The 13,852-nt window shown below is 30.0% G+C and carries 14 protein-coding genes; 11 read left to right on the top strand and 3 right to left on the bottom strand.

Annotated elements, in window-relative coordinates; genetic code table 11:
* Position 1 precedes the first annotated feature (1 nt).
* On the bottom strand, positions 2–1,174 hold the full coding sequence (locus FDK22_RS05580) for an NnrS family protein (protein ID WP_171012924.1): 1,173 nt from the start codon (positions 1,172–1,174) through the stop codon (positions 2–4).
* Positions 1,175–1,340: 166 nt separating this feature from the next.
* Between FDK22_RS05580 and FDK22_RS15880 the strand changes: the two genes are divergently transcribed.
* Complete coding sequence (locus FDK22_RS15880; RefSeq protein WP_276309170.1) at positions 1,341–1,469, top strand: hypothetical protein; 129 nt, start codon at positions 1,341–1,343, stop codon at positions 1,467–1,469.
* 28 nt (positions 1,470–1,497) lie between these two features.
* On the opposite strand, the gene FDK22_RS05570 is transcribed toward FDK22_RS15880, so the two are convergent.
* On the bottom strand, positions 1,498–1,683 hold the full coding sequence (locus tag FDK22_RS05570) for a hypothetical protein (RefSeq protein ID WP_138151922.1): 186 nt from the start codon (positions 1,681–1,683) through the stop codon (positions 1,498–1,500).
* Between the two features lie 119 nt (positions 1,684–1,802).
* Here FDK22_RS05570 and nifB point away from each other — a divergent pair, with 119 nt between their 5' ends.
* From nifB to FDK22_RS05535, 7 genes are all read left to right on the top strand, one after another.
* Positions 1,803–3,248 (top strand): nitrogenase cofactor biosynthesis protein NifB, encoded by a 1,446-nt coding sequence (gene nifB, locus FDK22_RS05565; protein WP_138151921.1) that lies wholly within the window; start codon positions 1,803–1,805, stop codon positions 3,246–3,248.
* 81 nt (positions 3,249–3,329) lie between these two features.
* A complete protein-coding gene (gene nifV / locus FDK22_RS05560; protein ID WP_138151920.1) occupies positions 3,330–4,445 on the top strand; it encodes a homocitrate synthase in 1,116 nt (371 codons plus the stop codon).
* Positions 4,427–5,233: a hypothetical protein gene (locus FDK22_RS05555; protein WP_138151919.1), complete on the top strand. Its 807-nt coding sequence runs from the start codon at positions 4,427–4,429 to the stop codon at positions 5,231–5,233. Before nifV ends, FDK22_RS05555 begins: the two co-directional genes overlap by 19 nt.
* Positions 5,234–5,285: 52 nt before the next feature.
* Complete coding sequence (locus tag FDK22_RS05550) at positions 5,286–5,495, top strand: CCE_0567 family metalloprotein (RefSeq protein WP_138151918.1); 210 nt, start codon at positions 5,286–5,288, stop codon at positions 5,493–5,495.
* A gap of 12 nt (positions 5,496–5,507) precedes the next feature.
* Positions 5,508–5,750: a hypothetical protein gene (locus FDK22_RS05545; protein ID WP_138151917.1), complete on the top strand. Its 243-nt coding sequence runs from the start codon at positions 5,508–5,510 to the stop codon at positions 5,748–5,750.
* Between the two features lie 2 nt (positions 5,751–5,752).
* Positions 5,753–6,745: a leucine-rich repeat domain-containing protein gene (locus tag FDK22_RS05540; protein WP_228711637.1), complete on the top strand. Its 993-nt coding sequence runs from the start codon at positions 5,753–5,755 to the stop codon at positions 6,743–6,745.
* A 25-nt stretch (positions 6,746–6,770) separates the two neighbouring features.
* On the top strand, positions 6,771–7,091 hold the full coding sequence (locus FDK22_RS05535; RefSeq protein WP_138151915.1) for a nitrogen fixation protein NifQ: 321 nt from the start codon (positions 6,771–6,773) through the stop codon (positions 7,089–7,091).
* On the opposite strand, the gene FDK22_RS05530 is transcribed toward FDK22_RS05535, so the two are convergent.
* Positions 7,080–7,991 (bottom strand): RluA family pseudouridine synthase, encoded by a 912-nt coding sequence (locus tag FDK22_RS05530; protein WP_138151914.1) that lies wholly within the window; start codon positions 7,989–7,991, stop codon positions 7,080–7,082. The two genes, FDK22_RS05535 and FDK22_RS05530, sit on opposite strands and share 12 nt — an antisense overlap.
* Before the next feature lie 137 nt (positions 7,992–8,128).
* Between FDK22_RS05530 and purB the strand changes: the two genes are divergently transcribed.
* The 3 genes from purB (at position 8,129) to FDK22_RS05515 (ending at position 12,970) form a co-directional block, all read left to right on the top strand.
* Entirely contained in the window at positions 8,129–9,457 is a 1,329-nt protein-coding gene (gene purB / locus FDK22_RS05525; protein ID WP_138151913.1) for an adenylosuccinate lyase, read from the top strand.
* A gap of 33 nt (positions 9,458–9,490) precedes the next feature.
* On the top strand, positions 9,491–11,875 hold the full coding sequence (locus FDK22_RS05520) for a ribonucleoside-diphosphate reductase subunit alpha (protein WP_138151912.1): 2,385 nt from the start codon (positions 9,491–9,493) through the stop codon (positions 11,873–11,875).
* 75 nt (positions 11,876–11,950) lie between these two features.
* Complete coding sequence (locus tag FDK22_RS05515; protein ID WP_138151911.1) at positions 11,951–12,970, top strand: ribonucleotide-diphosphate reductase subunit beta; 1,020 nt, start codon at positions 11,951–11,953, stop codon at positions 12,968–12,970.
* Positions 12,971–13,852: the final 882 nt, after the last annotated feature.

Below are 13,852 nucleotides of genomic sequence, written 5' to 3'. Positions count from 1 at the left end.
TTTATTGTTTTATTCTTACTAATGTTTTTGCATATCTAACTGACCAAATTATAAACATAAAAATCCAAAGCCAAGAGCTAAGGTGTAAAAATCCCATATAAATCATTGAATCATTTAAAAATAAAACTGAGGCTAATATTCTTGATACAAGCACCACTTGTGTTAAAACAAATACAAATTTTGTAATTTTATCTGCAATAATTTTTTGAGCTGGTACTGCATGACCCATAACAACCCTACTTCCAAAACCTATAAGTAAAGTTGCAACAAATCCTAAAGCGAAAATATGTAATGACAGTTTTAAAGAATAAATTTCAAAAATTGATTCAATAAATAAAGCTATAAAACCTATTTCAAACCAAATAAAAGAGATAACTTTTATTGAGATAATTGCAGGAGATTTTTTATAAATATTTAAATTGATAACAATATATCCAAAAAATATCATCGCAACAAAAGAACTAATTTTTAAGAATAAAGAGAATTCAAATTGTAAAGATATACCTAAACACAAAAATATAAGTGTTGATATTTCTCTTATATATTTTGGTTTTTTCCATGATAAAGTTTGCATATATGAACTGTAAAATGCAGGAATCATTCTTTGGGCAACTAAAAAAACTAAACTAATTAAATATGAAAAAAAGATAAGTAAAGATAAATTTATTTGAAAAACAACTTCTAAAACTAAAAAAATTGCACCAAATAAAAATACTAAATTTAGATAAATTGAATCTTTTTTAAAAGTTGCACGACCTTGTTTTATTGTGTCATAAAAAATCTTTACAAAATAAAACATCACTAAAGCAACTACTATTTTTCCTATTTTTTCAAAACCAATTAAAACTAATATAGAAGCCATTTGGAAAATAAACCAAGGTATTAAATATTCGTTTTTTGTAATAACTTTTGAGCCATTAAACTTAGGCATAACAGTTATTAGAAAACCTAAAAAAGCATTTGTAAATACTGTATAGTTTAATCCAAAGCCATGAATTAAGGCAAAATCTAAAGGTAATTTTCCTAAAAACGATATAAATGTTAATAACATAGAAACAAAAGCAAAAAATATTGCAGCGGTAAAATATAACTGGTGTGATTGAGAAGTAAATCTATCCCACCATTTCTCTTCTATTTTTGGTATAAAACCATTTTGATTTGTTGAAAATTGCAAATTATTCCTTATTTAAAAAATGAAAAAACAAATATAGCAATTTTGATAATGTATATCATTGACATATGTCAATAAAAATTTAGTTCTTTTAAACTAGAATGTTAAAACAGTTTGAAAAATGGGGTATATATGTTTTTTGGTTTATTTAAAAAAAAAGAGTGGAAAAATGAAAAAAAGCCAATTTATGTTTGCAAACATTGTAAATTCACTTGTAAATCCTGTGATGAGATGTATTGTTTTACTTGTTATGCAAATAATGCTAACCCTTGCCCTAGATGTGGCAAGAGAAATATAGATTTCAAAAAGTAAAAAATCTTATATTTTTAGTTTAATTCACTAAGTCCAGAAACCTTATAAATTACATCTTTTAATTCATTCAGTTTTTTAACCACAGCATCATTACATGGTTTATCTAAATTGTATCTAGTATCCATAAATTCATATATATTGTCTATATTTGAAAACACTTCTTTTATCAATTGTTCTTTTATTTGTTCTTGAATAGTCATAGAAATTCCTTTTAAAATTATCCACTTATATGCAATTTTTATTCCCAAATTCTAATTTCTTTTCAATGGAACACTATGTGCATTATTCATTTTCAATAAAAATGCTAAAAGGAGAGATGATGAGTTGTTCATGTACATCAAGTAGCACACAAGAAAGTTTAGAACAAGAGGTAATGGATAAGATTAACAATCACCCATGTTATAGTGAAGGGGCTCACCAACACTATGCAAGGATTCATGTAGCAGTTGCCCCTGCTTGTAATATTCAATGTAATTACTGTAATAGAAAGTTTGACTGTTCAAATGAATCTAGACCAGGTGTTACTTCAAATAAATTAAGTCCTGAAGATGCTGTTAAAAAGGTATTATATGTTGGTGGTGATATTCAACAACTTTCAGTTGTTGGTATTGCTGGACCAGGAGATGCTTTAGCTAACCCTAAAAAAACATTCGACACATTTAGAATGTTACACGAAAAAGCGCCAGATCAAAAACTTTGTTTATCAACAAATGGACTTAAACTTCCAGATTATGTTGATGAGATGATAAAATATAATGTTGACCATGTTACAGTTACAATCAATTCTGTTGATGAAACTGGTGAAATTGGTGCAAAAATTTACCCATGGGTTCACTGGAATCACAAAAAAGTATTTGGAGCTGAGGGTGCAAAAATTCTTTTAGAACAACAACTAAAAGGTATTAAGATGTTAGTTGAAAATGGGATTTTAGTAAAAGCAAACTCAGTACTTATTCCAGGAGTTAATGACCAAGAATTACCAAATGTAGCTAAAAAGCTTAAAGAACTTGGTGTATTTTTACATAATATTATGCCTTTACTTTCTAAAGAAGAGTATGGTACATATTATGGATTAAATGGACAAAGAAGTGCAACTGACCAAGAGGTTATGGCTGCACAAGAAGCATGTGGTATGGATATGAAACTAATGAGCCACTGTAGACAGTGTAGAGCAGATGCTGTTGGTTTAATTGGTGAAGATAGAGGGGAAGAGTTTACTCCTGATGTATTCCAAGATATGACTTGGGAAGCTTTAGAAGAGCAATATGATATTGAAGGTAGAAAGAAAAAGCACGAAGTTATTGAAAACTGGAGAGCTGCACTTGATGCTGCGAATGATAGAATTAAAATCGAACAAGCTTCAAAAGAGGAATTAAGTAGTACAGGTGAAACAAAACTTGTAGCTGTAACAACTGCTGGAGAGGGAACAATCAACCAACACTTTGGTAATGCAACAGAGTTCTTAATCTACGAAGTTGGAGACAAAGCACTTAAGTTTGTAATGCATAGAAAAGTTGAAAATGCTTACTGTAAAGGGCCTGAAGATTGTGATGGTTCTTATCCAATTGAAGAGATTAAAAATACACTAAAAGATATTGATATTCTTTTAACAGAAAAAATAGGTGGTTGTCCACAAGATGAACTTAATACAATTAACTTAATCTCAGATGATTCATACGCACTTCAACCAATAGAAAAATCTGTTTTTGAAGCTGCAAAAAAATATTTCTTCCAAGAAAAACAGTTAGAAGCTGAATTAGGGTAATCCCTAATTCATCCCCATAATATTTATAAACGGAACACTTTTTGCATCTATTAGTTTAATACTAATAAAGAGGTAAATTAAATGTTTCTAATAAACGATACAACTTTAAGAGATGGTGAACAAGCCCCATATGTTGCATTTAATACTAAAGAAAAATTAGATATTGCTAAAAAACTTTTTGAAGCTGGTGCCGATGAACTTGAAGTTGGAATTCCAGCAATGGGACAAAAAGAGCAAGATGATCTTAAAGAGATATTAGCATTAAATTTACCTATTAGAATTATGAGTTGGAATAGAGCAACTCTTAATGACTTAGAAGCTTCAATAAATTGTGGATTAAAAGCCGTTGATTTATCAATCCCTGTTTCAGACATCTTAATAGATGTGAAATTTGGTGGAGATAAAGACAAACTTTTAAGACAATTAGAAACTGTAGTTTTAGAAGCTAAAAAAGAGGGGCTTTTTGTATGTATTGGAGGGGAAGATTCTAGCCGTGCTAACTTAGATTTTTTAAAAGAGATTATGAGTTTAGGAAAATCTATAGGAGCTGATAGATTTAGGTATTGTGATACCGTTGGGATATTAACACCCCAAAAAACATATAAAAATATAAAAGAGTTAAGTTCATTAAAACTGCTCGATATTGAGATGCATACACACAATGATTTTGGTATGGCAACAGCAAATGCAATTTCTGGTTTTGAAGCAGGAGCAATGAGTGCTAATACAACTGTAATAGGTTTAGGTGAACGCGCGGGCAATGCATCATTCGAGCAGGTTTTAATGAGCTTAACAAGACTTTTTGGAAAAAATGTAGATATAAACTCTGAAAAATTAAAATCTTTAATTCAAAGTGTTAGTCTCGCCTCAAATAGAAGAATAGATACAAATCTTCCAATTATTGGTGAATATATCTTCGCCCATGAATCAGGAATTCATGTAAATGGAATGATGAAATCAAAATCAGCTTATGAACCATTTACCCCAAATGAAGTTGGTTTACAAAGAGCCTTTCCTATTGGAAAACATTCAGGAACCTCAACTTTATTATATCACTTACAAGCAATGGGAATTAATCCCGATAAAAAAAGACTTCAAGAACTTTTACCAATAGTAAGAGAGATTGTTACAAATAGAAAAAAAGTATTAGATAGTACTGAATTAAAAGAGTTATACCTATGTTCGTTGGATATTTAAGAAACGATTTTGAAGAGGATATCTCTGATTTATTAGAAAGTGATAAACTTTTTGAATTGGAGTTATTAAAACAAACCTATAATGTATTTCCACAATATTGCTTTGCGGCATATGAAAATGGAAATATTGTTGGTGTAGTTAGTGCCTATGAATTTCATAAACACATTTTTATAAATGTTATAAATGTTTTAGAAAACTATGAAGAGGTTTTAACAAGACTTTTAAAACTTCTCATACAAAACACTTCTAGTATGAATATTTTTGTATTAATTGATTTTAAGAAAAAACAGTTTGTTGAAGCTTTTAATTTTCAAGAACATTCTCTATTTGTTAGATATATGCATAGTGGAGAAGCAGTTCCTTTTAATTTTTCAAACTCTATTGCAAAACAAGTTAGTGGTGAAAACTATGATGATGTTTCAATAAAAATTGATAAACAAGTATTTATGGACAATAGAGAAGATTACATAAAAACAGATTGTACCTTTTCAAACTCTTTAAAACTATCAACCCAAACAGGGTTTTTACACTCATATGTAGTAAATAAAAGATTTATTAGAGTTTCACCTTGGCTTATGCAAAGTGAGTCTTATTTAGATGCAGAAAAACTTCTAAGGGGTGTTTTATACTATAGGGGATTAAAAAAGATTTTCGCCTATGCTCCAAAAGATGTAAAAGAGATAACAGAGCTTTATGATAGTTATAAATTCAAAAAAGATGGTACCTATTCCTTAATGTACTTAGGGGAGAAACCTGAATTAAAGTTAGAAAATCTATATGCAATATAATCAAAAAATATATAAAAAATAGACAATAAATTTGAAAAAAGGAGATGAAATTATGGCAGGATTAACTGAAGAACAAAAAGAGAAGAAAAAAGAACTAGCAAAATACAAAAGAAAAGTTGTTGAACTTGCTGGTGTTGTTCATGATATTGTTGAAGATACTATCTGGACAGATTATGATAAATTACCAGATTTAAGTGAACAAATTGCCGTTGCTATGAAAGAAGTTAATGCTTTCAAAGAAGCACATCCATACTTAAAATAATTTGGAAATATTATGGAAGATTTAAAAAATAAAAAAATCTGCGAATGTGGAGAAAAAACAATCCAAGAAGCAGTTAATATTTTTCAAGGAACTGATCTTCCATATAAAAAAGCCAAAAAACTAGTAACTGGATGTAGTAAGACTTGTTGTAGAAAGCCTTTAATGGCTTTATATAATATGGTTGACTTTGGATTTATTGATTATGAAGAGATCTCTTTTTTAATAGATGCAATGAATGATAGGTTAAAGGGATAATAATGAGTGATATTGATGATTTTGTAAGATGGGTAAGAACTAATAGATTAGAATCTACCATTTCAACAAATGATGATGATATATTTATGATGACCCATCTAGATTTGACTAAAAAAAAGATTCGTGAATTGCCTGAATCAATTCATGTTTTAAAATCTTTGAGTGTATTAAAACTTTCAAATAATAGACTTTCTAAGCTTCCTGATTCAATTGGACAATTAAAAAATCTAAAAAACCTTCAATGTGAAAACAATCTTATTGAAAAACTACCTCCATCTATTGGAAATTTAGAAAAATTGATGATTTTAAATCTAAATGGTAATAGATTAGAAACTTTGCCTGAAGAGCTTTATAATCTAAAAGCACTTACACGACTAACTTTAGCAGCTAATAAAATCAATAAATTAAGTCCAAGTTTAGGCAATCTTACAAAACTATTATATTTATCATTGGATACTAATGAATTAAAAGAGCTACCCGACTCTTTTTCAAATATGAAAACTTTATATTATTTAGATTTGTCATTTAACCACTTAAGTTATCTTCCAGAGTCAATTTCAGCAATTGATGAGCTTGAAACATTGCTTCTTGAAGGTAATCATTTAAAAAATTTACCCTCATTGGAATCTCACGATATGTTAATAAAACTTGATTTAAGTGATAACAACCTCAAATCATTGGATTTTAATGTTAGTAAATTAGAAGATTTAAAGATATTTATTTTAGATAATAATGACCTTGAATACTTGCCAGATGAGATTTGTCAATTAAAAAAATTAACAAGTTTAAGTGTTAGTTCTAATTCTTTAATCAAGTTACCTAATAATTTAGGAAATCTTGAAAAGCTTGAAGAATTGGATATTGAGGACAACAATATTGAAAGTTTGCCAGATTCAATTGAAGAATTGATGAATCTAAAAAACCTTTATATTGGTGGAAATAAAGATTTATCAAGACCTTTAGGAATGGATCTTGAATATTGTGATGTAGTTTAACAATTTAACAAAGGAGGAGAAGACTATGAGCGAATTTGAAATTATGGAAGTAGAAGTATTAAGTTTACTTCAAAGAAATGCAGACGATGATTATGCAAAAAATACACTTGCACCGTGGATTGCAAAAACATCATTAAGAATGGGGCACTTATACTCAGACTTAGGATTAATTAGCAGAAAAGAGATGAACAGGCTTATGACTAATAACTTTGCATCTTTAGCTAAAATCAAACCAAAAGATGTAAGATGGAAAAAATACCTTTATGACTCAATTGGTAAAACAGCTCCAGCTTGTGCAACTTGTAGAGATATATCAAATTGTTTTAATTGTGAGTTAGCTTCTTAAAGAGCTAAACTCATTATATATATCTTTATTTTTTGAATAAATTTTATAAATCACTTTATCGTAAGTAAATTCAAGATAATTTGCTTGCAACCATAACCTATGGGATTTAGAAGCTTTAATTCTATCTTCATCACTAAGTTTTTTATTTAGATAATCTTCTGCTATATCATCATCTATTCCATAAATTGGGTCTCCTAATATTTTATGCCCAATTGAGTATAAATGTACTCTTATTTGATGTTGTCTGCCCGTTATAGGTGTAACTTCAACTAATGTAATATCTTTTTTTTCATTGTATTTTAAAGGTTTAATGTGTGTTATTGACTCTTTACCCTCATCTTTTTCACAAGTAGTCATCCTAACACCAATAGCTTTCCCCTCTTTTTTTAGATTTTTATCAATTGTTTGTTCTTTTTCAATTTTCCCTTCAACTATTGCAAGATATGATTTTTTATACTCTTTGTTTTCAAACATTGTTGCAAGTTTATTTGTAACCTTCTCATTTTTACCCACTAATACTAAGCCTGAAGTTTCTGCATCTATTCTATGAGCTTGGTTTGCATTCTCTCCTAAATGATACCTAATCTCATCCAAAAGAGAGTAAGGAGTGTTCTTTGATATAGGATGAATCATCAAGTTTGAAGGCTTATCAAAAATTGCAAAATCCTTAAAAATATGTAAAGGTTTTAAACCTCTAGAAACCCCCTCAAAAAGTGCTATGTAAATGCTATCTTCTCTTATTAATTCATTGATTTTGTAAGGGACATGATTTGAATCAAAAACTCTTGCTCTTGATATCAAACGATTGGCAGAACGGGGCTTGTAGCCCAAATCTTGCAACATAAATATTTGTATTTTTTTATTTTTTATAGCATCAAATTTCTTTAAAGTAAACGGCAATATTATTTCCTGAAATTAAGTAAAAATTCAACAAAAATTAAACAAAATCTTTGTCTTATTTAGATAGCATATCATACTTAAATTATCAGAAAAAATTGATAAAAACTAATAGAGAATAGATTATAAGGGATTATAGGATGGTTGAAAGATATGCTAGAGAAGAGATGTCAAAACATTGGACTCAACATGCAAGATACGCAGCATGGTTAGAAGTAGAAAAAGCAGCAGTAAAAGCTTGGAATAAATTAGGATTAATTCCAGATGATGATTGTGAAAAAATTGTAAATAATGCAACATTTTCAGTTGAAAGAATTGAAGAGATTGAAGCGGTAACTAAACACGACTTAATTGCATTTAATACAAGTGTTTCAGAGTCATTAGGAGATGAATCAAGATGGTTCCACTATGGTATGACTTCATCTGATGCAGTTGATACAGGTGTAGCTCTTCAAATGAGAGACTCTTTAAAAATCATAATTGAAGATGTTAAAATGTTAATGGAATCAATTAAAAAAAGAGCCGAAGAGCATAAGTTTACTTTAATGGTAGGAAGAAGCCATGGTATTCATGGTGAACCTATTACATTTGGTCTTACATTAGCTGTTTGGTATGATGAAGTTGCAAGACATCTTAAAAACTTAGAGGAGACTATGGAAGTTATTTCTGTAGGTCAAATCTCAGGAGCTATGGGTAACTTTGCCCACGCACCACTAGAACTTGAAGAATATGCAATGGCTGAATTAGGTTTAAAACCTGAACCTTGTTCAAACCAAGTTGTTCATAGAGATAGATACGCTAGACTTGCAACTGCCTTAGCACTTTTAGCATCATCTGTTGAAAAGTTTGCTGTTCAAGTAAGACACTTACAAAGAACAGAGGTTTATGAAGCTGAAGAGTATTTTGCAAAAGGTCAAAAAGGATCTTCAGCAATGCCACATAAAAGAAATCCAATTTTAACTGAAAATATCACTGGACTTGCTAGAACTATTAGAGCATATGCAGCTCCTGCTATGGAAAATGTTGCATTATGGCACGAAAGAGATATATCTCACTCTTCAAATGAAAGATTTTGGTTACCAGATGCATTTATTACAACAGACTTTATGTTACATAGAATGAACAGTGTAATTGCTAACTTAACTGTTATGCCTGAAAATATGATGAAAAATTTAAACTTAACTGGTGGTTTAGTTTTCTCTCAGCGTGTTTTACTAGAATTGCCTAAAGCTGGAGTAAGCAGAGAAGATGCTTACAAAATCGTTCAAAGAAACGCTATGAAAGTTTGGGAAGAGATTCAGCAAGGTAAACCAACAATAAATGAAGAGGGTGAGTCTTTATACTTAGGTCACTTATTAGCAGATGAAGACCTAAGAGCAAAACTATCTGAAGAACAAATCAGAGAGTGTTTCAACTACGATTATTATACAAAAAATGTGGATGCTATATTTAAAAGAGTATTTAAATAATTAACTTATAAAAGGGATAGGGGTTAAACTAAGATGGCAATAATGATTCAAAAAAGAAATGGTAGAAAAGAGGTTTTAGATATTACTAAAATCCAAAAGATGACTATAGAAGCTACTCAGGCTCTAGATGGTGTATCTCAAAGTGAACTAGAGCTAGATGCTCAAATTAAATTTATTGATGGAATGAGTTCTTCAGATATTCAAGATGCATTAATAAAAACTGCAGTTGAAAAAATTGATATTGATGTCCCAAATTGGACTTTTGTTGCCGCAAGACTTTTTGTATTTGACCTATATCACAAAGTTGGAAAAGTTACTCATGGAATCAAAGGTGAACCTTACTGCCATTTAAAAGATTACCTAAGATATGGAAAAGAAGCAGGAAGATTACTTCCTTCTTTAGGTGAAGGTTATGACTTAGATGAGTTAAATGATTATATTGACCCATCAAGAGATTACCTTTTCAACTATCTTGGAATCAAAACATTATACGATAGATATTTAATCAAAAATAGAGATGGTAATCCAATTGAATTACCACAACAAATGTTTATGGCAATTGCTATGTTCTTAGCACAAGATGAAGAGAATAAACAAGAAAAAGCAAAAGAGTTTTATGATGTAGTTTCAAAATTTGAAGTTATGTTAGCAACTCCTACATTATCAAATGCAAGAACAAATAGACACCAATTAAGTTCTTGTTATATTGGTTCAAGTCCAGATAATATTGAAGGTATCTTTGATGGATATAAAGAGATGTCACTACTTTCTAAATATGGTGGTGGTATTGGTTGGGACTGGAACCAAATTAGAGCATTAGGTGGAGTTATTGATGACCATAAAAGTGCTGCTGGTGGTACTGTTCCATTTCTTAAAATCACAAATGACATTGCAATTGCAGTTGACCAATTAGGTACAAGAAAAGGTGCTATTGCTGTTTACCTTGAGCCTTGGCATATGGATATTGTCGATTTCATCGATTTAAAGAAAAACTCTGGTGAAGAGAGAAGAAGAGCACATGATTTATTCCCTGCACTTTGGATTACAGACCTATTTATGGAAAGAATTGCTGAAGATTCATACTGGACTTTATTTGACCCATATGAAGTAAAAGATTTATCTGAATTACATGGTGAAGCATTTATTGAAAGATATATTGCTTATGAAAATGATGAATCAATCACTAAAGAAAGAATGAAAGCAAAAGAGTTATGGAAAAAAATCTTAACTTCTTATTTTGAGTCTGGTTCTCCATTCCTTTGTTTCAAAGACAACGCAAATAGAGCAAATCCAAACAACCATGTTGGACATATTAGAAGTTCTAACCTTTGTACAGAGATTTTCCAAAATACAAACCCTAACCACTATAAAATCAAGTTAGAATATGTAGACGGTACAATTGAAACTTATGAAGAAGATGATTTAGTATTAGTTGATGGTGGACAAGAGAAAAAAGCGAACAAAGTTACAGCTCTTGATTCTGTAAATGGGAAAAGAGTATTTATTGTTGAGAAAGAGAAAACAGATGGAGATACAGCTGTTTGTAACTTAGCATCAATTAACCTTTCTAGAATCAATACAAAAGAGGATATTGAAAGAGTTGTTCCAATTGCAGTTAGAATGTTAGATAATGTAATTGACTTAAACTTCTATCCACTTAGAAAAGTAAAAGCAACTAACTTAAAATCAAGAAGTATTGGTCTTGGTGTTATGGGTGAATCTCAAATGCTTGCGGAACAAAAACTTGTTTGGGGAAGTAATGACCACTTTAAAAAGATTGATTCAATTATGGAAGCAATCTCATACAATGCAATTAAAGCATCAAGTGAACTTGGTGTTGAAAAAGGTGTTTACCCAACATTTGAAGGTTCTAACTGGTCAAAAGGTATTATGCCACACGACCATGCACCACAAGCAGTTAATGCACTTGTAGATAAAGACCTTTTTGATGCTGGATATGATTGGGATGCATTAAGAGAGCAAGTTAAATCAAAAGGTATGAGAAATGGATACTTAATGGCAATTGCTCCAACTTCATCTATTTCAATCCTTGTTGGAACAACACAAGCTATTGAACCAGTTTATAAAAGAAAATGGTATGAAGAGAACTTATCAGGACTTATCCCTGTAGTTGTACCAAACCTTAGTCCTGAAACATGGACATATTATACACCTGCATATGATGTTGACCAATTAGATATTATTAGAGCTGGTGCAGTTAGACAAAAATGGATTGACCAAGGGCAATCTTTAAATATCTTTATGAGTTTAGATAAAGCAAGTGGTAAATACCTACATGAGATTTATATGTTGGCATGGAAACTTGGACTTAAATCTACTTATTATTTAAGATCTCAGTCTCCTGAAGCATCAAATGATGTAGAGGATAGAAGTATGGAATGTTCAGGTTGTCAATAAGATAACCTTACATTTTTGTCATACAAAAAGTTTTGTAAATTAAATAAAATATCAAAAAATATAGAGGAAAATTAAGTGGGAAGAAAAACAATATATAACCCAGAATCAAAAGAGAACTTAAACGACAGAAGAATTTTTGGTGGAAACCCAGATGGTATGATTAACTTTACTAAGATGAAGTACCAATGGGCATTAAATCTTTGGGATACAATGGAAGCAAATACTTGGTTTCCTAAAGAAGTTCAAATGACAGGAGATGCAAAAGATTATAAGTATCTTACTGTTGCAGAAAAAAGAATGTATGACTTAGTTTTATCTCAATTGATTTTTATGGATTCATTACAAACAAATAACCTAATGGATAATATCAATCCATATATCACAGTTCCAGAAATCAATGCTTGTCTTTCAAGACAATCTTATGAAGAAGCAAACCACTCTAAATCATACGCAGTTATGGTTGAATCTATTTCTGATAATACAGATGAGATTTATGATATGTGGAAAACAGATGCTAAATTAAAAGAAAAAAATGATTATATCGCTGCTGTTTATAAAAACCTTGCAGGTGATATTACTGATGAAAAAATCGTTTTAGCAATGTTTGCTAACCAAATCTTAGAAGGTTTATATTTCTATGCTGGGTTTGCTGCTATGTATGCACTTGGTAAATCAGGGAAAATGTTAGGTTCATCTCAAATGATTAGATTTATTCAAAGAGATGAAGTAACACACTTACTTTTATTCCAAAACATGATTAACTCAACTAGAAAAGAAAGACCTGATTTATTCACACCAGCACTAGAAGAGCAAGTAAGAGCTATGTTTAAAAAAGCTGTTGAACTTGAAGCTTCATGGGGAGCATATGTAACTCAAGGTCAAATCCTTGGATTTACAGATGCAATTATTGAACAATATATTCAATACCTTGCAGATAGAAGACTAGAAGCAGTTGGATATAAACCAATGTATAATGTGAAACACCCTATTCCATGGGTTGATGGTTATGCATCGTTTAATGATCAAAGAACTAACTTCTTTGAAGGAAACGTGGTAAATTATTCTAAGGGTTCGATAGACTTCGACGATTTTTAAAAAAGAGTTTCATTAATAACTCTTTGTTGGAATTTCTGCGTTATCGCAGAAATTTCACTAGTCACTTACTACAGTAAGCTCCTAATAAAATCTCCACTCTAGCCTTGAACTTCCTAAAAAATTGCAATCACTAAAACTCTTTTTAGATATAATATTTAAACTTATTGATAAGGAAAATGAATTTGAAAAAAATTATAGGTTGGACATTATTTGTAATTGGACTGATATGTATTTCTATTGGTATTGAAATAATATGGTCATCAGTAATAATGGTTTTAGGAATAGGAATAAGTCAATATAAATTTACAAGAAGTAGTAACATAAAAGACAATATATTAAAAAGTCAGAATATTAAAAAAATAAGAAAATTGATAAAATAAAAATAAAAGGTAGAATATGTTTAATTTTAACTTTTAGTGGATTTGCTTTTGCACTGACTACTCAAGTAAGACATTTAGCTGGATATTTTGTGAATGACATTTTATTTGTGTTGTTATTTATTTTTATAGCTTTAGTAGGAATGTATTTGTCTACGCCATATTTGGAAAAAGTGATGAAAGAAGGTGAGTGGTAAATTAATAAAGAATAAAATAGAATTGAGTGTGTAGTCCTAACAAAAATAGAAATATGATTCATAATGACTTATTAACTGAAAAATATTTATATGAAATGGAAAATTTGCGCCATATAAAACCCAGCCTTTGTTAAAGCCAAGGATTTTGGAATAATTTTTGGTAAAGAACGAGTATGTTTGAATAAAAAGAGTGACTAACTCACTCTTTTTATGAGTTACGCAGTTCAAAAAATTATGAGAAAATTCAAGGGAAGTCGTAAGACCTTTAACAACTTGGCTGGTTGTTTTTGCCATACTTTTTTCAATAA

This window comes from Arcobacter arenosus, from assembly GCF_005771535.1.
Classification (GTDB): domain Bacteria; phylum Campylobacterota; class Campylobacteria; order Campylobacterales; family Arcobacteraceae; genus Halarcobacter; species Halarcobacter arenosus.
The sequence above is the reverse complement of the archived record's forward strand: the minus strand, read 5'-3'. Positions and strand labels throughout refer to the sequence as shown.